The following is a 20,388-nucleotide window of genomic DNA, read 5'->3' on the forward strand; positions in this document are numbered from 1 at the left end:
AGTGAATAGTACATGAGAGGAACAAGATTCTCCGAGCTGGCGAAGGACCGCCTTTTTTTATTCGCGTTGATTTTACCGGCGCTGGCCATGCTACTTTTTACGATTGGCATACCGATCATAAAGTCCATTACGATGAGCTTCTTTAAAGTTTCATTGCTCAGCATGAAAAGTCAGCCGTGGAACAACTTTGCGAATTATAAGGAAATTCTGCAGGACGGTGAATTTTTCACTGCGCTTCGCGTCACTTTAACCTATGTCTTTTGTATCGTAAGTGTCCAGTTTGTGCTGGGTATGGCATTGGCCCTGATTCTAAACAGCTCGATCCGCTTCAAGAAATTTTTTCGTACGCTCATTCTCATTCCGTGGATTGTGCCGACGATTGTCTCAGCGCTGCTTTGGATGTGGCTGTTCCAGCCGCAATACGGCTTGATTAACTACGTGCTCCAGCAGCTCCACATTATCGACAAGCCGCAGGTATGGTTAACGAATATGGATCTCGCGCTGCCAGCGGTGATTGTGACGGCGCTCTGGCGCCAACTGCCATTCATGAGTACGATGCTTCTCGCAGGCATGCAAGGCATCTCCGAAGACATGTACGAGGCAGCGCGTATCGATGGCGCGAACCGCAGACAGATTTTGATCAACATCACCCTCCCTTTGCTCAAGAACAACATCAAGACGATTACACTGATTTCAATTATTGAGAACTTCAAAATGTTCCCGCTCTTCTGGATCATGACAGGCGGAGGACCGCTAGACAAAACGACGACGTTGGCCATTTATAGTTATAAAGCGGCGTTTGTACAGATGAACTTGGGAAAAGGCGCTGCAATCGGCGCACTATGGCTCATTATAATGGTCCTTATTTATAGTCTTTACAACAAGCTCTTCGCTTTGGGAGAAGACACACCGGCATCTAGAAAGGAGAAGAAGCATGCTAAGATCGGCTCCGTCAAGCAAAAGCAAGCTACCTAATTTTGGGCAATATGTGGGCTTGCTCCTATTCATTCTCTTCCTCATCTTTCCGTTGTACTGGATGTTTATCACTTCTTTCAAAGATAATTCCGTGCTGTTCCAGATTCCGCCGGAATGGATACCGAAGAAGCCTGTCCTTGCGCATTATGTCAAATTGTTTGCTGACAATTACTTCGTAATTTATTACCGCAACAGCCTGTTTGTCAGCGGCTGCACGACGTTGATTACGTTGCTTGTAGCCATGTTTGCTGGTTACGGTTTTTCCAGATTTCATTTTAAATTTAAAAACTTTCTGATGTTCGCCATCCTGTCGACGCAAATGCTTCCGGTTGTTTCGCTGCTGATTGCGCTTTATGCGATGTACAAATCGTACGGTCTGCTGAACACGCATGCAGGTTTGGTCATTGCACTGACGACGGCATCCTTACCGTTCTCAATCTGGATGATCAAGGTGTTCTTCGACAACATCCCGCATTCGCTCGAAGAAGCAGCCAAAATTGATGGCTGCAGCCGGTTCGGTATTCTGTTCCGCATTATTTTTCCGCTTTCGAAGCCGGGGATTTTCTCGGTTGGGATTTATACGTTTATTCTTTCGTGGGATGATTTGTTGTACTCGTTAACTCTTATTAATAAAGATAATTTGCGTACGTTGAACCCCGGCATTTCGATCAGATACATGGGCGAGGTGGCTTATGACTGGGCGAATATTATGACGGTTTGTGTGACAGCGACGATTCCGATTGTAATTCTGTTCCTGTTTTTCCAAAAGTATATGGTGGCTGGGCTAACAGCCGGCGCTGTAAAAGAATAAGAAGGAGATTGCAGAACTCTCGTCATCCCGCTTGCGGGGCCGGAGAGTATGCAAGCTGTCTTTTTAAATCGATATGAAAGTATGACATTTCGCTGGATATTACGCAAAGGTGAATTTGTTGCTATCATTGGGCCGTCGGGTTCTGGAATATGAAAATGTCGCTGCCTTTCCCCGAAAGCGCATACCGATTTGGTACAAAAGCTAGGCGTGACTTTATTGGGTATAAGAAAGAGGCAACCGGATTGAGTTAATCGGTTGCCTCTTTCTGATGTGTGCATAGCTGTTGGGATTACTCTACCGTTTTTTCTCCACCGGTTGCTAAGGGCTCAAACGAATGGCTGACGGAAGCTTCCTCAATGTCATAAACTGCCCAATGATCGTTTGGGACGTCGGTCCAAGGCGAGTGCTTCACTCCGTAAAGCGGTCCTCTACCGAGTACACGATTGATTATGGTGACCGCTTCTGCACGCGTTAGCGGTTTGGCAGGGCCGAACGTGCCATCTGCGTAACCTTTCAAGTAGCCCGCACCTTGTGCAGCTTTAATTGCGTTTTCGGCCCAATGACCAGTCGTATCGGTAAAGCCATCTCCAGTTCCAGTAGGGCTCACCGCGAACCGAGCAGCAAGTGCTGCCATTTCAGCTCTGGAGATGGGTTGCTCTGGCTTGAATGTGCCGTCTGCGTAACCTTGCATGAATCCCTGGCGTGATACTTGTACGATGGCTTTGTAAGCCCAGTCATCTGTGGCCACGTCAACATATTCGCCGCTGTTACCTGATGCCAGATTGGTCGTAATTCGCGAGAGAATCGTAGCCATTTCTGCACGAGTAATCTGGTTGTCTGGATGGAACAAGTTGTTTTCATAGCCTTGGATGTACGGTTGGTGCGAGAAGGATAATGTCTTACCATCGACGTTCAAAAGCGCATACGTACTGAATTTACTCGTTGTAAATTGAATGCCACGGCCGCCTTCAAACGTTGTGACGCTACCTTTTTTAAACTCCGTAGTCCCATCGCTGTGTTCGATGTAGACTCCGATTTGCTGAATATCGGCATCAATTAAGTCTCCAGGAAGTGGGAGAATGAGAGTAACCTCATGATTTTGCAGGTTAGTCACAATGTCTACTGGACGGCCAACCAGTGCCGCTTTTTCGTCTCCGGCAACGCTCAGCACGACTGTCGCAGTATTGGCGCGCTTTTCTAAATCTTTGCTTGCATCCGAAGATTTTACAGGAACAAAGTTGAAATAAATGTCGTCTTTCAAGTTTTTCAGCAAGTCGTTCGAAATTTGGACTTTGACATTGGCTGTATCGAGGTCTAATCCAAGCCCGCTTTCACTTAGCAGACCGAGCGAATCTTTACCTACTGCAACATTGGTTACGGCCACGTCATCATTGTCATCGGGCAGAGAAACCACAGCCGATTTGGCGCCAGAAGTCTGCGATTTCTGTATTAACTTTTTCGTATTGTCTCCCGATAGCTTGACTGCCTCTTTGCTCGAGCCATCAGCTTGTGTTGTACGCACAATGTTAAGTGCGCTCGTGTCAGTATTGCCACCTGCTAAGCCGCCGCCAGTTTGCGGTGAGGAAGGTGAGCTGTCAACCGTAGCAATATCGAACTTGAACGCATCTACAAGCATGTAGCTGCCTGATTTTTTGACTGCTTTTAGGGTGTGAGAGCCCTTGGAAAGAGAAGAGATGTGGTAAAGACTGTTTCCAGCACTCCGAGTGGTCGAATAGGTACTAACGGCATCCTTCAACTTATCATCAATGTAGATGTCAATGTCACCCAATTCCGGCCCTGTTGGCGAGAGGATCTCAATTCCACTTCCTGTGAATGTGTAAAGGAAGGAGTCTCCGTTCACGGTCGTTGCATGAACATCATCCGCATAATCACCTTGAAAAGCAAAAGAAAGCTTCAAGTTACCGACAGGTTGAACAGCGAGATATTCTTTTTTAATTGTCACTTGATTGCCGCTAATTTCGTAATCAGTCGGATTAATGAGTGCCGTGGTGCCTTTGGAAATACTGCGCAAACTCTGAGCGTTGCCGATGATGTTAACGCTCACATCTGCAGCTGCTTTTTTGTTGAAGTCGGCGGCAGAGATGTCAATCAAGTCGGATTGCTGCACTTTAAGCGCATCAAGGAGCATGAACTGTCCAGACTTTTTGACAGCTTTTAGCGTATGAATGCCAGGCGTCAAGTTCATAACGGTATAGACTTCTTGCCCAGCATCGTTATGCGAATTCGCTCCGTATGTATGAGCAGTTCCGTGTAATTGACCATCTATAAAGATGTCTACATCGCCTTGACCCTGATCAACTTCGGTTATATAGGTAATGCCAGTGCCATTAAACGTATAGGTGAAATAGTCGTTATTTTGCTCTACATAATGAACATCTTTGCCGTAATCGTTAAAAGGACGGTTTGTACTGCGGTTCCAAGCCCCAGTGAAGTGAATATCCGGGTTGTCGTCGTTGATGTAGGTGAACCTTCCGGGGGATGCCGAGTTGCTGACGGTTATGGCTAGAGTTTGCGGATTTCCCGAACTGAACGTAAAGGTTAAATTGGTCAGTCCAACAGGCTGTTGGATCAAATAGGACTTCAAAATTTTCACTACGCCGTCTGTAAATGTGTAGTCCTGTCCAGGCGTTAAGGCGGCTGTGCCGTTCATAATGCCTATCAGAGTGTTGCTGCCGCCAAGTGTTAGCGTGGCAGAGACGTCCGCTTGTGCGGATGTTTTCTTGTCAAAGACGGCGGTTGAAGGATTAAGCGACGTTCCCGTAACGGCGATGGATTGCGATTGCGAGTCCCCGCCGGCAAAAGTGAAGTCTAGTTGGATCGGGCTCCCCGAAGGCTGTTGGAGCAGGTATTCTTTTCTAATCGTTACAAGATTGCCACTATTTATCGTGTAATCTGTATTTGGCTGCAGCGAAGCTGAGCCATTCTTGATGCCAATCAGCGAGCTATCGCCAAAGATAAGAGTCGTGGTGATATCAGCAGGTTGATCTTTGTTAAAATTGTTCGCGGAAGCTTGGCCTAAGAGCGTTTCGGTTGTCACCTTCAAAGCGTCCAGAATGAGGTAATATTGACCGCTACCGTTTCTTACCACTCTCAACGTGTGCGCACCCTGCGGAAGATCAGCGATACGATAGACGGAATATTGCCCCGACTGCTGTGTACCTTCTGCGTCCACAGTGCCTTTCAGTTGCCCATCGATGTAAACGTCCATCCGTCCATTGGATGTTCCTTGTTCAGAGAATACTTCAATGCCGGTACCCGTAAAGGAGAAGTTGAACTCCGGATCTGTACCGCTGTCGGATTCTCCATAATGAACGTCACCTTGGTAATCACCAAAAGGTCTTCCGCTGTTATGTCCCCACTTGTTCGAATATTGGATCAACGGATCCGTGTCGTTAATATAGACGGCATGAGAGACCGTAGCGTCACTAGCATTTGCTTGCGCCGAAACATATTCGCTCTGAACAGCAGGAGCGGGAGAGGAGTCCGTTACGGCAATGGACAAGTCTTGGGCGTCGCGAGCCAGTTCTTTACCGCCGTTGCGCGTCCATGTGCCTGTGTATTTCAAGCCAGTGTCATCGTCATTGACGAGGGATTTACCTCCCAACGCCGTTACTTTGAATAAACGCGAGGCATGCGGCTCCAAGGAAATCGGACCATAACCAGAAGCATAAGTGCCGAGTTCGGTATGGCTCCATAAGTCGCGAACGGAGGCAGAGCCACTCAGACCGATGTCGCTCCAGTTAACGGTAATAGGCGCTGCTTTGTTTCCAAGATTGAAAAGAGCTACCGTATAAGTACCATCACCGTTATTGGCATACCACACTTGTTGGTTGGTCGAGGTAGATACCGGGTGTACGGGTCGTCCGGCTTGATTGACAGCGATGACTTCGTCGTTCGTAAGTAAGTCAAGACCATAGGCGTCGAGGTTGGACAGGTCATCGCCTGTATAGAACTGAGCGGATGAAGCTGCCCACAACGTTGCCGCCGTTTGTCTTTCATCTTTGGTCAAACCGGAGGTAGACCCGTTGCCGACATTCAGGGAATCGAAGTCATTCCAGCCTCCCGGTCCGGCATCGCGCCACCAGAGCGCAGCGTCGGGGAACAAACGCGCAATATTAGCCCATTGCGTCATGCCAACCTCGCGGTCGTAGGATTCCACATCCCAATCGACCCGCCAGCCGTTAGCGTATTTTTTCCAATAATCCACGTAGTTGTGGTCAAGCGCCCAGGACAGCTCAAACCAAATGTTGTGTCTACTAAGAGCCGTTGACCAGGCTTTGACGTCATCGCGTGCATCGATACTAACATCGTTGTGTCCGGAACCAGGCATTACACTATCGAATTTGACAAAATCCACACCCCAGGAGGCGATCTCATCCGCAACGGAATCAATATATTTTTGGGCGCACCGATTGCTGAAATCAATTTTGTAGCCGATGTTCCAGTAATCAGCGAACTTGTGAGGCTTTACAACAATGTCACCGATCGTACAACCAGGTGCGTTATAAATAGGCAAGTTCTGGGTTACCGCGTCAGGCGAGACACCGGGGATGAGATACAGGCCGACTTTCTGCCCGTTTCCATGGATGTAATCGACGAGATTCTGGAAACCTCCCGGATAAAGCGTCGTGCTTGGCACCGGTCTGCCGTACTCATCCATGCTGCCGTTCCAGCCCGCATCGATATTAATATAGTTGTCCATGGGCCTGCAGTTTCTCGTGCATGACGTCAGACATCTTCTTGATCTTTGCTTCGGAAATCCAATTGCCGGATGGACCGTCGTAGACCTGCATACTGTAACTGCTCCAGCCCATATACGGCTTCTGCGCTAAGCTATTGTCGGCTGCTTTGACCGTGCCTCCGCCAGACGGGACGTAGCCAATCTGAGCAATGACAACGATAGAGAGCAGCAAACCCAGCCAGAGCTTTCTTCGGCGTTGCAATCTGCTTTTCATCCTCACTTGTCTCCTTTGTCGTTGAACTGACATCTTTATGTAAGCGTTACCGCACTTGCACACGACCGATTATATAAGATAAATTCTGAGCGTGGATAGGTACACTTCTACCTTAAACCGTACAATTGACCAATTTTGACAAGAACTAGATCTCATTCTTCCTTCAGAACGGTCCAAGGGAACCGAAGATTCGCTCCTAGTGTAAGAGGCCAAGGATATAATAAGTAAAGGACAGACGAAAAAACTCGTCTGTCCTATTTGCTGTTGAATAGCTCAATAAAATATTCGGTAAAGCGGCATCCATTTTTTATTCTTGATCCACAACTTTTAGGGAGAATGAGGTAATCTTGAGAAATAATCTATCGTGAATTGATGAAATGCTTGGGCTGCAATGGAAAGATAGCTATCCTTCATCCAGTGCAGCTCGATTATACGCGTGCATTCAGGATGTTTAACATGAAGCAAAACAACGGAGGAGTCAGTTGCGCCTTTCCAAGTGATGGCAGGAACGAACGCTATTCCTTGACCTGCCCGAATCAATCCGCGCACCGTTGCAGGATCGTCGCTTTCAAATATAATGCTTGGCTTGAATCCGGCTAGTGCACACAAGGCATCCGTTGTCTCACGCAAACTGCTTCCTTGTTTCAAAGTGATAAATCCATCTTCCGCAAAACTGGAGAGATGGACACTTTTTTTGGAAGCAAGAGGATGTGTCTCAGGTACTGCGAGAAAAATTTCTTCCTTGAGCAATGCAATTTTTTCGGTTCCGCTTGGTCCAACTAGTGATGAAGTGATACAAAAATCGAATTTCGTTTGCGTAGGATTTCTGGCATGCTGCAAGAGATGAAAAGTCACCTCAGGATGGCGGTCACGAAACTCTTTCAACAAATCAGGCATCAATTGGGAGGCTACGTCAAAAATTATGTTCAGTGTCCCATCCATTCGTCCACTGACATCATCCAGTTCTTTCCGTCCATCCTCCAAAGCTCCCAGAGCAATTTCCACGTATTTCAAAAAAACAGCCCCATGGTGGTTTAACTTGATGTGTTTTCCTTCCCGGTTAAACAGCTTTACACCTAGGTCTTTTTCCAAGGTAACGATCATTTTACTTAGAGCCGGTTGTGAAATATGCAGTTCAGCAGCTGATCTGGTGATATTCTCTGTTCGCGCTGTATGTCTAAAATATTTTAGCTGAGATAACTCCATAGTCCTCCTGTATATATTCATTAAGTTATATAAGATATATATATTTATATATTTTACACTATATATGATTCGGTAATAAAATGAAACAGCAAGGAAGTGTATGTCTACGTTGAAGAAGGGACGTGTCCAATTGGTAGTTTCAATTAGTGATGGACAACTTGAAGGTATTCAAGAGAATGGATTGCATATATTCAAAGGCATTCCGTATGCATGCCCGCCTGTCAAGGAACTAAGATTTAAGCCTCCTGAACCGGTAAAACCATGGGAAGGTATTTTGGATGCGTCAAAGTTTGGCAAAATAGCTCCACAAGTTAGACAGCCTGTGTTCCCAATCATGGAAGAGCAGTCAGAAGATTGCTTGTATTTGAATATATGGACACCTGCCTGTGATGATCGAAAGCGTCCTGTTGTTGTTTGGATTCATGGCGGAGCCTTTGTTATGGGGGCAGGATCACTACATGACAGTTCGGTATTCGCTGAGAGTGGAATCGTTAGTGTAACGATCAATTATAGAATGGGTGCGTTAGGTTTTTTGGAATTAGGTGATATATTGGGTGAGGCATACAGAGGTTCTGGTAATTGCGGATTGTTAGATATCGTCGCAGCCTTACGCTGGGTTCAACAACATATTTCGAGCTTTGGGGGAGATCCTACTCGAGTTACTGTTATGGGGCACTCAGCTGGAGCGAAATTGGCTTCCTCGCTACTCTGCGTTCTAGATGCAAAGGGATTATTCCAAAGGGCCATTATTCAGAGCGGAGGCGTTCAATCGATACGAGATTTTAATACGGCTTCTGAAATTACCGGTCAATTTCTTAAAGCTTTGAATATCTCCAAAGAACAAGGGGATATTCTCTTGGAGCTGCCGGTTTCCCAGCTGTTAGAGGCACAATCGATTTTCTCTGGAGGAATGACTGGACTTCATAAGTTTGGCCCTGTGATTGACGGCAAAACGATTGTACGACCTCCGTTAGAATCGATTCAAATGGGTGAAGCGAATTTAGTACCTATTTTAATCGGTTCCAATAGGGAAGAGGCTTTAGTTCAGGTTCAATTGGAAGGTTTAAGCATTTTTGAGAAATCTAAAATTCAAGCTTTATTTGGGAGAAATAGTGTGGGGGTTCTACAAGCGTATGAAGTTTCCAGCACTCAAGCGACGAGGGAACAAGCTGCAATTGAAACATTAACTAACTATCTATATGGATACGCAGTTGTTCAACTTGCAGAGGCTCTTGCAGTGAACGATGTTCCTGTTTGGCTGTACCGATTTGATTGCAGCAAGGGACCGATGGGTGCTGCCCATGGGGCGGAAATGTCATTGATCTGGAAACTCCCGACGAGACCGCAAGAGATCGAGGGGTTAGTTGACCGCATGCACCAAGCATGGGTTTCATTCATGAACTTCGCAAATCCGGAAGTGGACGATGTGCATTGGTGTAAGTTTGATCTTATGGAGCGTAAGACCATGATTTTTGATGAAGAGTGCCAGATTATTTCTAGTCAGCCTATAAAAGACGTTCCTTCGCAGGTTTTCGTACTGTAATAGGCTATGGAGGTTATGAATGTGGTGGAACAATTACAAGAAGTGCGCAAATGGACGAAGAGGCGAGATGAAAAAAATCGCCGAATGAGCTTGGTGAAATCGTGGTTACGAGGTGCCATCCTTCCGACGGATCGTATCGTGGATGCCATGGAGGCATTGATGTTCCCGGGTGATAAGGTAGCTCTTGAAGGTAACAATCAAAAGCAAGCGACTTTCCTTTCTGCAGCACTCTCTAAACTGGATACCCTTAAAGTCAACAACCTGCATATGCTTATCAGCAGCATCTCGCGACCTGAACATCTTGACATTTTCGAAAAAGGGATAGCTCGTAAGTTGGATTTTGCCTATGCAGGACCTCAAAGCTTACGAATTGCACAAATGATCGAAGACGGTCTGATTGAAGTGGGTGCCATACATACCTATCTCGAATTGTATGCCCGGATGTTTATTGATTTAATTCCTAACATCGCCTTGGTTGCTGCAGATAAAGCGGATCTTGCTGGTAATCTATTTACGGGACCGAATACGGAGGAGACACCGACACTTGTTGAGGCGACAGCTTTTTCCAATGGGATCGTCATTGTACAGGTGAACGAAATCGTAGATGAGTTACCCCGAGTGGACATTCCAGCGTCTTGGGTAGATGTCATCGTTGTAGCGGATAAGCCTTATCAGCTTGAAGCTTTGTTTACGCGAGATCCGCGACAAATTACGGAGATGCAGATTCTTATGGCTATGATGGCCATTCGAGGCGTTTATGAGCGGCATGAAGTGATGTCGTTAAATCATGGGATCGGATTTAATACTGCAGCTATTGAGTTATTGCTGCCTACTTATGGTGCAAGTCTTGGCCTTCGCGGAAAAATTTGCAAGCATTGGGCGCTGAATCCGCATCCAACACTTATCCCAGCTATTGAGAGCGGTTGGGTGGAGAGTATTCACTGTTTTGGTGGAGAGGTGGGAATGGAAGCGTACATTGCGGCAAGACCGGATATCTTCTTCACAGGAAAAGACGGAAGTCTCCGTTCGAATCGCGCTTATTGTCAAATGGCTGGGATGTACGGTGTCGATCTGTTTATCGGGTCAACGCTCCAGATGGATGAGGAAGGCAACTCGTCGACAGTTACATCAGGCAGACTAGCGGGATTCGGCGGAGCACCGAATATGGGCAGTGATCCTCATGGGCGCAGGCATTCGTCCCCAGCCTGGCTGGATATGGTTTCTAATGAGGGGACGATCGTTCGTGGGAAAAAACTGGTTGTCCAAATGTTTGAAACATTTCAAAAAGGAGACCAGCCGACATTTGTCGAGTCCTTGGATGCCGTCGCAGTTGGGCAGGATGCCAATTTGCCGATAGCTCCGGTTATGATTTATGGCGATGACGTGACTCACGTGATTACGGAGGAAGGGATCGCCTATTTATACAAGGCGCAAAATCTGGAAGAACGCAAGCTAGCCTTGGCTGCCATCGCTGGTGTTACACCTCTAGGCCTTAATCATAACCTTTCCCTTAACGAACAATTAAGGAAAGATGGTTTGATCGCCTTTCCGGAAGATTTGGGAATTCGCCGGACAGACGCCAAGCGCTCCTTGCTTGCGGCCAAAAGTGTTGAAGAACTTGTGGAATGGTCAGATGGACTTTATAAACCTCCCGGTAAATTTCGCAGTTGGTAGGTGAAGCCATGATATGGAGGAATGCCGAACAATGCGGTCAATGCTTGGGAGACCTGGCAGTGGCAGCGCTAATTGACGAAGTGGAGTTGACTCCTAAGCCCGGATTGGTGGATTTACAGTCCTCCGGCAGCCATAAGGATATGAACGGCGCACTTATGATTGCTTCGGCTAGGTCCTTGTACGATAGCTTTGAGGCAATGGGTTATGCGGCTTATGGCGGAGAGCCGAATCAAGAGCTGCGGGAGACCCTTGCATGCATTGGACGTGACGGGGAACAGAACATGCTGCATACTACTGGAGGCATTAATACGCACCGCGGCGCCATTTGGGCATTAGGTTTACTTATCGCGGGGGCTGCCATTTGCGGAAATGGAGATGCTCCGGAGCAAATCGCAGAAGCTGCGGGGACGTTAGCTCGATTTCCTGATCGCCACGCATTAGTACCAACCTCCAACGGCACAAAGGCTATGCAAACCCATGGAGTTAAAGGTGCTCGTGGAGAAGCAATGGATGGCTTTCCGCACGTAGTGAAGGTCGGACTCCCCGTGCTGCGAGACTCTCGCAGGCGCAAGATATCTGAAAAACATGCACGGTTAAACGCATTGCTTGCCATCATGGCCAACCTAGATGATACCTGTTTGATTCATCGTGGTGGCATGGAAACGTTACTAGTTGTACAGCAGGCCGCTCAAAAAGTTCTTGATTTCGGTGGGGTATCTTCCGTCACCGGATGGGAGGCGTTGCAGCGATTGGACCAAGACCTCGTAACGAGACATGTATCACCTGGGGGAAGTGCGGATTTACTGGCAGCAACGCTGTTTGTGGATCGTTTGTCGAACATATCGTTACATCACAAGGAAACGGGGGGAGGCGTTTACTATGGAAAAGCTTACACTTCACTATGATGCGAATAAGTCTATTTCCCGACGTGCCCATGTAGGTGTAGCCGGCTCGGGTGATTTGGAAATATTAATCGAACCTCTAACAGAACAGACCGCACAGGTTCATATCCGCACGCAGTCTGATGGATTTGAGGATACGTGGAAAGCCATTATGGACCGATTCTTTCTGAAACATCATGTGGCTGCTCGTATTGAAATTAACGATTTTGGAGCCACACCCGGAGTTGTTTCCTTGCGATTAGCCCAAGCCATTGAGGTGTTGGAGTTATGACGATTCCTATTAGGGAAAGAAACAGTTTTATCGAGCTGAATGCGAGAGAACGTGCCCAATCCGTTATCGATCAAGGAACATTCAGGGAACTTCTAGGTCCATTCGAAAAGATGGAATCCCCCCATCTGGAGGCTCTAGGCATCGTTCCGCAGAGCGATGATGGCGTTATCATAGGAAGAGGGACGATAGAGGGGGATTCCGCCGTTGTTGTCTCCATCGAGGGTGCTTTTCTGGGGGGAGGCATTGGTGAAGTATCGGGTGCCAAAATCGCAGGAGCATTGGAACTGGCTATTCAAGATAATCGGAATGGAATACCCACTCGTGCCGTATTACTGCTCGAAACAGGAGGAGTCAGGCTGCAAGAAGGGAACTACGGTCTCCTTGCAATCGCGGAAATGCACACGGCTATCGTAGCTTTGCGTCGTTACCAGCCAGTTGTCTGTGTGATCGCTGGAATGATCGGTTGCTTCGGCGGTATGTCCATTACGGCAGGCCTCTGCAGTACGGTTATGATGACTCGGCAAGGTCGACTTCAATTGAATGGCCCAGAAGTGATCGAACAAGAAGCCGGGATCTTAGAGTGGGATTCGAGAGACAGATCTTTGATTTGGCAAACCGTCGGCGGTGAGCAGCGCTATGAAACAGGAATGGCGGATTTCCTTATTGAGGATGATGTTGAGGACATCTTTCTGTCGATACGCAGCGTCTATCGGAGCGGTATCCATGACAATCTCCGAAGTGATAATCTCCGAAGTGCACAAGTAGAATCGTTTCTTGCAAGACTTGCCTTGATCGATACCGAGCAAACCATTCAACCAAAATCGCTTCGGACATTGTGGAGTAGATCCCCTCTCCATACCGACAATAGTGACATTCAAACATTAAAAGCGCTTTGGCAGCAATCGAATCCAGAAACATTAATTAGCAGGGGAAGAACTTGGTTTCAAGCCTTGACGGGAAATCAGGAACCGCTGCAAAACGGAGCTCCTACTGTACTGTGCGCAGACTCGATCATTGGAGACGAGCGGGTACGATACATCGCGGTTGTTCCGAATAGGAACAACCGTTTCCATCGCGCCCGCAGCGGGGAAGTCGGTCTGGATGAAGGATGGACGATTGCACACTATGTTCGGCAGGCCATGGAAGAAGATAAGGATGGACAGCGCAGGGCGATTGTAGCGATCGTCGACGTTCCGAGTCAAGCATACGGGTATCGCGAGGAAATGCTTGGGATTTATTTAGCTTGTGCAGCAGCGGCGGATGCTTATGCGAGTGCACGACTCGCAGGGCACACAGTGATTGCTTTTATGGTTGGGAATGCGATATCCGGTGCATTTCTGGCCCATGGACTGCAAGCCAACCGATTAGTTGCGCTGAATGATCCGGGAGTTTCGGTGCAGGTCATGTCCAAGAAGTCGGCTGCAAGAGTGACTCGACGGAGTATAGAAGAGTTAGAGGCAACGGCGCAAAAGATCCCAGCTGCGGCATACGACATCGAATCTTTTGCGACCTTGGGAGCATTACACAGTTTGACAGGCGGCATTAATGCTGACCAGCCAACTTCAACGGATATTGTGAAAGTCAAACTGCATCTTCTGATGGATGCCATCTCGGCTTCGCGTAAATCTTCACCGGACCTGAGCAGCCGCCTTCTTTCCGGAGAGGCGAAAATAAATCGAGCCGCTTCTATTGCAGTTCGTCTCAAGCTGGCGGAACAATGGATATAAGGGTACATGATTTGCTGAGGATCCCATCGGTAGGCTCCCTAATCGTCGATACCCCGATTCCGGATTGGGTTGGTGGTTCCATAGATCATGCGAACTGGGTTGTAGTTCGCCGCGATCCTGCCAAATATGGCAGGATACCTGTTGGTATTCGCGGGAATTCACGCTGTCAGCGGTTTTCCGCTTTTTTGCCGATGGATGCCATCATAGAGAAGGTTGAGCCAGAGGACTTGATTGAGCAGCGGTTATGGAAAAGAAGTCCGCGGCGCTCACAGATTGAAGCCTTTAATTTCCTTGATAAATTGATTGAGATTTATTCCGCTTATAGCTTATCGTGGGGACCAACTGGCAGTATCGGATTTGAACTGGCCAGCGGGGTACCTACAGCACACGCAGGAAGTGATCTGGATGTGGTTATTCGTACTCCGCAACGTTTGGGGCAAAGTGTTGCCCAGGAATTAATCAAGTTTCATAAGTCATTTCCTGTCCGAATCGATGTTCAGCTTGAAACGCCATTAGGAGCTGTTTCATTAATGGAATATGCGAGAGGAAGTGGTTCCATGCTTTTGAGAGCGGACTTAGGACCTCGTTTGGTCAAGGATCCTTGGGTCAACGTATAAGGAGGTCAAAGAAGATGAGCGTGGCTTTTTTGTTTTCAGGTCAAGGATCGCAATTTCCAGGTATGCTGCATCAATTGCCTTCTCATCCTGTGATCGAGACAACCCTCGATGAAGCGACTTCGTTCATGGACAAAGATGCGCTTGCAATAGATACTTCTGAAGCACTATCCTCTACGGTTTCCGTACAGTTGGCACTTCTCTACTCAGGAGTTGCCAGTGGTCGTGCGCTCATACAGGAAGGTGCAAAGCCAGACTTCGTAGCAGGGCATTCGGTTGGAACCTTCGCAGCAGCAGTGACTTCGGAAGTCCTGTCATTTAGAGATGCATGTGAGCTAGTGAAATTGCGTGCCGAATGGATGGAGAATTCGTTTCGTTTCGGTTACGGAATGGGGGTCATTGTAGGCATCGCAGAGCAGAAATTGCGTTCCATGGTTGAAAAAGCCTTCAAGTGCGGTMAAGAGGTATTCATTGCTAACMTCAACGGCCCTCATCAAATCACGATAGCTGGTAAGCTGGAGCATATCCAAAACCTGTTTGTGGAGGCTCGAAGGAACGGAGCACGAAAAGCTGAGCTTCTCCAAGTCTCAGTTCCGTCCCACTGTAAACTCCTCAGTCAGGTTTCACATGATTTGGAGCTGGCAATGAAGAAAGTGATTTTCAAAGAGCCCTGTTTTCCGTATGTAGCGAATACGAACGCACGATTATTACGATCAGCGGATGCGATTCGCAATGATCTTGCTTGCGGTGTGGCGAATCCGGTCCAATGGCACCAAGCTACAACTCTTTTGAGTGAGCTTGGTGTTCGTTTGTTTGTCGAAATGCTTCCTGGTCAAGTTCTTACCAATCTTGCTCGTCAAGCGCTGCCTTCCGTTCAATCCATAGCAATGGGGGAAACAAGGCTTGATTCGGTTGTCTACTTAATAAACCGGGAGCATAAATGGAACGAAACATGAATAAGGGCGCGTTTTCGCAATAGTGTATCTGCGCTCCATAAAACTGGCCTTACGAGAAATCGTAGGGCTTTTTAATTTTACTTCAATAGCATTGATGGATGCGGGGTGAGTTTAATACATAAAGAGTGTTTTATTACTTAAAAAATAATTTCTTATATAATAAGTGGACAAGAGATGGGATTATTCGATAATATATTGTAATAAACGTTTACAAGTTCGAGAATTTAGTTTGGTAATGGGGGATTATGTATGTTGGAATTATCAATTAATGAACCAAATCAATTAGTCGCTGTTGCTCATGCACTTTCTTCTCACACCAGAATTAATATAATCAAACTCCTCTTACAACATCATAATCTGAATATCATTGAAATTGCCGAGATGCTTAAAATTCCAGTTTCGACTACTGCGATTAATGTCAAGGTATTGGAGGAATCAGGGCTTATCTTAACGGAATTACAGCCTGCATCTCGAGGGGCAATGAAGGTTTGCAGCCGTAACTTTGATGACGTGCACATGTGTTTGAATCCAATTGCCATGTATAAAAATCCTAACAATTTGTATGAGATCGAGATGCCTATCGGTCATTTTATAAACTTCGAAGTATCTCCGACTTGTGGTATGGCCAATCTAAACGGCATGGTGATTCCGGAGGATGATCCGGTTAGCTTTTATCACCCAGAGAGTAAAACAGCTGAAATCATATGGTTGCGGCAGGGATGGATTGAATACCGTTTTCCTAAAGTGATTCCACAGCATGCAACGATTACATCCATCGAGTTTTCGTTGGAAATTTGTTCTGAAGCGCCTAACTATAACAATGAGTGGCCTTCAGACATTACAGTATGGGTCAATGGTATAGAGATAGGAACCTGGACATCACCAGGCGATTTCGGCGACCATAGAGGCAAGCTTAATCCTTTGTGGTGGAATGACAGCAGTACGCAATACGGTATTCTGAAAACATGGAGGGTGGATGAAAAGCGGAGTTCCGTCGATAATGAGAAAACGTCCTCTGTCTCGATTGCGGATCTTCATCTTGAGAAATATCCTTTCATTGGATTCAAAATTGGGGTTAAACCTGATGCTTTGCACCATGGAGGAATCAACTTATTTGGTCGCGGCTTCGGCGATTATGCCCAAGCAATTGTGATGAAAATTCAATATGTATAAAAATATAGAATAGGAAATACCATAAAGCCCAACTGTTACGTATTATATGTAACGGTTGGGCTTTATCAGTATATTTCGTTAAAACAAACATAATAATTGAATGAAAGCGTTGACAATTACGTAAAAATTAAGTATTGTATGAATATAAACATTTTATTTGTAATAAAACGAATTAAATGTTTTTTTGAAAATAAGGGAAGGAAGGAAATATTGTTGTGTAACCGCTTCACAATTCATAATTCTTGCTTATTAATTTTATGCCTTATTAAACCAAAATCTGATTTGGGGGAGTTTAAATGAACGTATTGAAAAGTAAAATGGCTAAGCTTTCAGTGCCTCTAATGCTAAGTTTTGCTATGGTTGTAACGGGATGCTCAAAAAGCACAACGGAATCGACAGACAAATCCACCACGCAACCTTCTGCCCAGGCAACACCTGCAGCTGCAACAGCCAAACCAGCAGAGAATTCCGAGATTTCCTTTATGGGTTGGGGCGGCGATACGGAAAAAGCGGTATTTCAAAAGCTAACTGATTCCTATATGCAGAAGTATCCTACAAAGAAAGTGAAATATACCATAGTACCTCCTGCTGAATATGCCCAAAAGTTGGAAACACTAGTTGCTTCAGGTAAAGCGCCGGATGTTTTCTATGCAGGTGAGCCTCTGTTTCAAAAGCTTGCCGGTAGCGGAACTCTACTAAAAATGGATGATCTCATCAAGTCATCAAAATCTTTTGAAGAGAGTAATGTTTGGAAAAAAGGGTTAGACCGTTATCGCTTCGATGGTAAAGTTTTAGGGAAAGGAAGTCTGTACGGTTTACCTAAAGATGTCGGCCCATGGGCATTCGCTTATAACAAAGATCTGTTTGATAAAGCGGGGGTAAAATATCCAAGCGCAAAAGCTGGCGAATGGACTTGGAATGATATGATTGAAGCTGCCAAAAAAATCACAACACAAGGCGCTAATGGAAAAACCGATGTTTTTGGAGTAGCGGGCTACTCATTAGAGTCAGCTGTATGGGCTAATGGTGGAGACTACATTGATTACAATACAGGAACCATCAAAATTGATGAGCCTGCTTTCATAGAAGCCTTACAATTCGTAGCTGATTTAAAATTGAAATATAAAGTTAGTCCTTCGCCAACCGATGAGAAAGCGCAAGGTGGTTATGCCCGCTTTGTTGCAGGCAAGATAGGTATGTTCCCAATGGGACCGTGGGATCAGCCTGGTTTCTGGAAGCTGCCTTTCGGATGGGACATTGCGGCGTGGCCTGCAAGTCCGAAAACAGGTAAAACGGCAACTTGGTTAGGCTCAGCAGGTTTCGTAATTTCCAGCAAAACCAAATTTCCTGAAGATGCATTTAACTTGGCTGCTTATTTAAGTCTAGATCGTGACTCACAGAAAGAAAACTACCAGTTGGGTCAAGCGGTTCCGAACCTGGTCGATATGGCGAAAGGTGAGTTCATGAAAATGGATAAGGCTCCGGCAAATCGCCAAGTATTCCTAGACATCATTGAAGATTACGGTCATTCGCCGATTGCTGCAGGATCCGTAGATACGAAATGGCTCGACACCTTTAACCAAGAAGTAAGCCGCGTATGGGAAGGGAAACAAACAGCTGAGGAATGGGCTAAAGAAATGAAACCTAAGCTTCAAGAGCTCTACGATAAAGGAAACAAGAAATAATAAATAAGGATATGGAAGGACGAAAATAGAAGCCGATGGCTTCCAGTTTCGTCCTTCGTCCTAAAAACAGGTGGGATGAGTATGATAACGGCAAGAAAAATACCAGGTTTTAGACGGCGTGAAATCGTATGGTCGTACTTATTTGTTGCTATTCCGGTTCTCGGATTTATGATCTTCGGGCTCGCGCCCCTCGTATCATCGTTTGTGTTAAGTTTTATGGATTGGGACATGGTCAGTCCTGCGAAATGGAATGGCATTGGAAATTATAAAGAAATGATAGTGGATGAGAAGTTTTATAAATCGTTGTACAACACCTTATATTTACTTATTGAAATACCAATAGGAATGGCCTTTTCTCTTTTTATTGCTATTCTGATGAATCGCAAACTTAAAGGGGTTTCTTTCCTGAGAACGATTTACTATATTCCTGTCATTTCCCCAATCATTGCTGTTGCTTTGCTATGGCAATGGATTTTGAATAATGATTATGGATTGATTAATGATTGGATTTATAGTTTATTTGGCGTCCAGGGACCTAACTGGCTAGGTGATCCTCATTGGGTAAAGCCTTCCTTCATACTTATGGGCTTATGGGGGGGCATAGGCAGAAACATGGTTTTATATTTGGCGGGGCTTCAGGCCATTGCTTCCGATTATTATGAGGCGGCAACCGTTGATGGTGCGAACCGTTGGAGTCTATTTCGTTATATTACATTTCCTTTACTCTCACCGATTCATTTCTTTGTAATTGTCATGGGGATTATCGGTACATTCCAATCGTTTAGCCAAATGTACATTATGGCAACAGATGGTGGACCGGAATACAGCGGGGCAACCATCGTCTTCTATATCTTTAATGAAGCTTTTAAGTATTTCAACATGGGTTACGCGAGTGCGGTCGCATGGGTATTAGGTATCTTAATCTTCATCATCACACTCATTCAATTTAAATTATCCAAACGTTGGGTATATAACGACTAGAGAAAGGAAGGTTGCGCGATGAATAGAAATGAGCGGTCTACGAATGTAATGGCCTACGCTATTTTACTTCTCGGTTCTTTTGTTATGCTGGCTCCATTTGCATGGACGGTCTCGACAGCATTTAAAACGCAAGAGCATGTTTTTGATCTCCCGCCGACATGGATACCGGCCCCATTTACATGGAATAACTTTGTGGAGGTTTGGAATAAAGCCCCGTTGTTAACCGGCTTTATGAATAGTCTTATTATTGTGATTTGTGTTTTGAGCGTGGGATTGTTTGTTTCCGCGATGGCTGCTTATTCGTTTTCCAAATTTAATTTTCCGTTTAAAGAGACTATTTTTCTTTGTTTGCTAGGCACGATGATGATTCCCTACTCCGTGGTGATGATTCCTCAATTTATCGGTTTTTCTTACTTGAACTGGGTGGATACGCTGCTTCCTCTCATTGTACCTGGCTTATTCGGAAATATCGTCACGATCTTTTTCTTCAAGCAATTTATGCAAGGGAGCATTCCTTCGGATTTAATTGATGCATCCAAAATAGACGGTGCGAGCTATTTCCGAACGTTTACTACTGTGGCGCTTCCCATCGTTAAGCCGGCCATTGCCGCGCAGGCTGCACTTGGATTCATGGGGATATGGAACGATTTTCTTGGACCGGTGATCTATTTGCATTCGACTGAAAAACAAACGATTCAAGTTATTATTGCGAGTTTGCAATCAAACTATATCTCGCAAGCCAACTATCCCAACATGATGGCTGCTTCATTGATCGCCTTAGTGCCAGTTGTCTTGGTGTTTTTTCTCTGCCAGCGGTACTTTATAGAATCCTTAAGCATTAGTGGATTAAAATGACCAAACGTAGGATACGGTCAAAACGGATAGTTATTGGTC

General features: G+C 45.9%; 16 protein-coding genes. 13 read left to right on the top strand and 3 right to left on the bottom strand.

Annotated features, from left to right (window positions below):
• Positions 1 to 12 precede the first annotated feature (12 nt).
• Both AB4114_RS15595 and AB4114_RS15600 read left to right on the top strand, forming a co-directional pair.
• Entirely contained in the window at positions 13 to 975 is a 963-nt protein-coding gene (locus tag AB4114_RS15595) for a carbohydrate ABC transporter permease (protein ID WP_441989261.1), read from the top strand.
• Entirely contained in the window at positions 935 to 1,786 is an 852-nt protein-coding gene (locus AB4114_RS15600) for a carbohydrate ABC transporter permease (RefSeq protein ID WP_441989262.1), read from the top strand. The genes AB4114_RS15595 and AB4114_RS15600 overlap by 41 nt, the downstream gene beginning before the upstream one ends.
• Positions 1,787 to 2,075: 289 nt before the next feature.
• Here the strand turns inward: AB4114_RS15600 and AB4114_RS15605 are convergent, their stop codons facing one another.
• From AB4114_RS15605 to AB4114_RS15615, 3 genes are all read right to left on the bottom strand, one after another.
• A complete protein-coding gene (locus AB4114_RS15605; RefSeq protein ID WP_441989263.1) occupies positions 2,076 to 6,509 on the bottom strand; it encodes a X2-like carbohydrate binding domain-containing protein in 4,434 nt (1,477 codons plus the stop codon).
• Complete coding sequence (locus AB4114_RS15610) at positions 6,493 to 6,762, bottom strand: hypothetical protein (protein ID WP_441989264.1); 270 nt, start codon at positions 6,760 to 6,762, stop codon at positions 6,493 to 6,495. Before AB4114_RS15610 ends, AB4114_RS15605 begins: the two co-directional genes overlap by 17 nt.
• Positions 6,763 to 7,089: 327 nt before the next feature.
• A complete protein-coding gene (locus tag AB4114_RS15615; RefSeq protein WP_441989265.1) occupies positions 7,090 to 7,968 on the bottom strand; it encodes a LysR family transcriptional regulator in 879 nt (292 codons plus the stop codon).
• 100 nt (positions 7,969 to 8,068) lie between these two features.
• Between AB4114_RS15615 and AB4114_RS15620 the strand changes: the two genes are divergently transcribed.
• The 11 genes from AB4114_RS15620 to AB4114_RS15670 all read left to right on the top strand — a co-directional run bounded on the left by AB4114_RS15620 (position 8,069) and on the right by AB4114_RS15670 (position 20,349).
• Positions 8,069 to 9,511: a carboxylesterase/lipase family protein gene (locus AB4114_RS15620; protein ID WP_441989266.1), complete on the top strand. Its 1,443-nt coding sequence runs from the start codon at positions 8,069 to 8,071 to the stop codon at positions 9,509 to 9,511.
• Between the two features lie 15 nt (positions 9,512 to 9,526).
• Positions 9,527 to 11,185, top strand: a complete 1,659-nt coding sequence (gene mdcA, locus AB4114_RS15625) for a malonate decarboxylase subunit alpha (RefSeq protein ID WP_441989267.1) — start codon at positions 9,527 to 9,529, stop codon at positions 11,183 to 11,185.
• 8 nt (positions 11,186 to 11,193) lie between these two features.
• Positions 11,194 to 12,090, top strand: coding sequence for a triphosphoribosyl-dephospho-CoA synthase (locus AB4114_RS15630; protein ID WP_441989268.1), 897 nt, complete (start codon positions 11,194 to 11,196; stop codon positions 12,088 to 12,090).
• Positions 12,065 to 12,358: a malonate decarboxylase subunit delta gene (locus AB4114_RS15635; protein ID WP_441989269.1), complete on the top strand. Its 294-nt coding sequence runs from the start codon at positions 12,065 to 12,067 to the stop codon at positions 12,356 to 12,358. The genes AB4114_RS15630 and AB4114_RS15635 overlap by 26 nt, the downstream gene beginning before the upstream one ends.
• Entirely contained in the window at positions 12,355 to 14,085 is a 1,731-nt protein-coding gene (locus AB4114_RS15640; RefSeq protein ID WP_441989270.1) for a biotin-independent malonate decarboxylase subunit beta, read from the top strand. Before AB4114_RS15635 ends, AB4114_RS15640 begins: the two co-directional genes overlap by 4 nt.
• Positions 14,076 to 14,702, top strand: coding sequence for a malonate decarboxylase holo-ACP synthase (locus AB4114_RS15645; protein WP_441989271.1), 627 nt, complete (start codon positions 14,076 to 14,078; stop codon positions 14,700 to 14,702). Before AB4114_RS15640 ends, AB4114_RS15645 begins: the two co-directional genes overlap by 10 nt.
• A 14-nt stretch (positions 14,703 to 14,716) precedes the next feature.
• A complete protein-coding gene (locus tag AB4114_RS15650) occupies positions 14,717 to 15,655 on the top strand; it encodes a malonate decarboxylase subunit epsilon (protein WP_441989272.1) in 939 nt (312 codons plus the stop codon).
• 249 nt (positions 15,656 to 15,904) lie between these two features.
• On the top strand, positions 15,905 to 16,828 hold the full coding sequence (locus AB4114_RS15655) for an ArsR/SmtB family transcription factor (RefSeq protein WP_441989273.1): 924 nt from the start codon (positions 15,905 to 15,907) through the stop codon (positions 16,826 to 16,828).
• A 296-nt stretch (positions 16,829 to 17,124) separates the two neighbouring features.
• Complete coding sequence (locus AB4114_RS15660; RefSeq protein ID WP_441989274.1) at positions 17,125 to 18,513, top strand: ABC transporter substrate-binding protein; 1,389 nt, start codon at positions 17,125 to 17,127, stop codon at positions 18,511 to 18,513.
• A gap of 81 nt (positions 18,514 to 18,594) precedes the next feature.
• Positions 18,595 to 19,494, top strand: coding sequence for a carbohydrate ABC transporter permease (locus tag AB4114_RS15665; protein ID WP_441989275.1), 900 nt, complete (start codon positions 18,595 to 18,597; stop codon positions 19,492 to 19,494).
• Positions 19,495 to 19,512: 18 nt separating this feature from the next.
• On the top strand, positions 19,513 to 20,349 hold the full coding sequence (locus AB4114_RS15670) for a carbohydrate ABC transporter permease (RefSeq protein ID WP_441989276.1): 837 nt from the start codon (positions 19,513 to 19,515) through the stop codon (positions 20,347 to 20,349).
• Positions 20,350 to 20,388: the final 39 nt, after the last annotated feature.

Origin of the sequence: Paenibacillus sp. 2RAB27 (assembly GCF_052115445.1) — a bacterium.
Classification (GTDB): domain Bacteria; phylum Bacillota; class Bacilli; order Paenibacillales; family NBRC-103111; genus Paenibacillus_E.